Consider the following 1810-nt stretch of genomic DNA (forward strand, 5'->3'; position numbering starts at 1 on the left):
GCCGCCAAGGTATGGCCGTCGGTCAGCCGGATTGACAACGTGTATGGCGACCGGCATTTGTTCTGTATGTGTATTCCGATTGAGGAGTATGCATAGTTAGTTACTAACAGCTAGGGGCGGGTTTGAGACCCGCCCCTTTTTACTCTGCCTCTTTGCCGGGCACAATGATGAGATCGGCTCCATCAAGCCTCACGGCAGCCTGAGACGATCGTTGGCCCGCGTTGCCGTTGTCACATGATCACAATCCGTGATTACCAAGAGCGGGACGCCACCAGGGTCGGCTGTCTCATCGCTGTCACCTACAGCGAGTTCAACCTGGCCTTCGCCTCGCTCGAGCAGCTTGCGGCATTCCTGGGGCCTTTCCGCCACGCCGAATCAACGGACCCGTCCCACCGCAAAGCCATCGCCCGGGTTATCCGGTCAGAGATGGTTTTCGTAGCTGAGGATGAGAGCACAATCGTTGGGGTGCTGCGCGGGCGGAAGGACAGGCTGGCTAGCCTGTTTGTACGCCGCGACTATCACCGGCGGGGGATCGGGCGGCAATTGGTCGAGCGGTTTGAGGAGGAGTGCCGGCAACGAGGGTCAACGGTTATCCGGGTTGCCTCGACAGTGTACGCCGTTCTCTTCTACTTGGCGATGGGCTACAAACGGTCGACCAGCCTGCGCTCTGGCTGGAGCTTCGAGGGTCGAGGCTTGCCGGTTCAGCCAATGAGGAAAGCTCTGCGAACTATTGACCATCCGACCTAGAGTCACGTGAGTAGCTAGTAGCCCAGCACCTGGTTAGGCATTGAGCTGACAGACCATCATGGAGAGATCAATGAAGCAGATCGAACGACTACTCTTCGGCCGCACCGGCCACTTAAGCACCCGCCTCCTCCTAGGCGCGGCCGCCTTCTCCGACGTGACCCAGGCCGAAGCCGACGCCACCATGGACATAGCCCTGTCCTACGGCCTCAACCACGTGGACACGGCCGCCAGCTATGGCGACGCCGAGTTGCGGCTGGGTGACTGGATCAAGCGCCACGGGCGGCCGTTCTTCCTGGCAACAAAGACAGGCGAGCGCACCGCCGGCCCCGCGCTGGCGGAGATTCGCCGCTCGCTCGAACGCCTGCAAGTGGATCAGGTCGATCTGATCCAGCTCCACCATCTGGTCGCTCAACAGGAGTGGGAGGTTGCCCTCGGCCCGGGCGGGGCGCTGGAGGCGGCGATTGCCGCCCGGGACGAAGGGCTGGTGCGCTACATCGGCATCACCGGTCACGGCTGGACGGTGGCCGCGATGCACCGGCGCGCGCTGGAACGTTTTGACTTCGACTCGGTGCTGCTGCCCTACAGCTACACCATGATGCAGAACGAGCCGTACCGCGCCGACTTCGAGGCGCTCTATGCCTTGTGCCAGGAGCGGAACGTCGCGGTGCAGACGATCAAGTCCGTGGTGCATACACCCTGGCATCACGAGCCGCAGACGCGGGCGACCTGGTATAAGCCGCTGGAAGAACAACAGGACATTGATGTAGCCATCCAATGGGTATTGGGGCGGCCGAACGTCTTTTTGAATACAGTGGGCGACATCCACGTGTTGCCAAAGGTGCTGGATGCGGCGGCGCGCTATGCCGGCCCCATCCCCGACGAGGTGATGCGCGCCCAGGTGGAGCGGCTGGAGATGCAGCCGTTGTTTGAGTGACCTGACGACAAGTGGCGAAGCACGCGATGCACGCTGACGAACTGAGTATCGATGCCGCTCTCGTCGGTCGCCTCCTCGCCACCCAGTTCCCTCACTGGTCTCATCTGCCCCTCTCCCCTGTCCCCTCCA

The 1810-nt window shown here is 61.9% G+C and carries 2 protein-coding genes; both read left to right on the forward strand.

All coding sequences use genetic code 11. The annotated features are described in order from the left end of the window. Positions 1-234: 234 nt before the first annotated feature. Positions 235-747, forward strand: coding sequence for a GNAT family N-acetyltransferase (locus ACE3UY_RS21975; RefSeq protein WP_374689613.1), 513 nt, complete (start codon positions 235-237; stop codon positions 745-747). A 70-nt stretch (positions 748-817) separates the two neighbouring features. Next, positions 818-1681 carry an aldo/keto reductase gene (locus ACE3UY_RS21980; RefSeq protein ID WP_374689614.1) on the forward strand — a complete coding sequence of 288 codons (864 nt, stop codon included), beginning with the start codon at positions 818-820 and terminating at the stop codon, positions 1679-1681. Positions 1682-1810: the final 129 nt, after the last annotated feature.

The sequence above is a fragment of the Promineifilum sp. (SeqCode) genome, from assembly GCF_041918635.1.
In the GTDB taxonomy this organism is placed as follows: Bacteria; Chloroflexota; Anaerolineae; order Promineifilales; family Promineifilaceae; genus Promineifilum.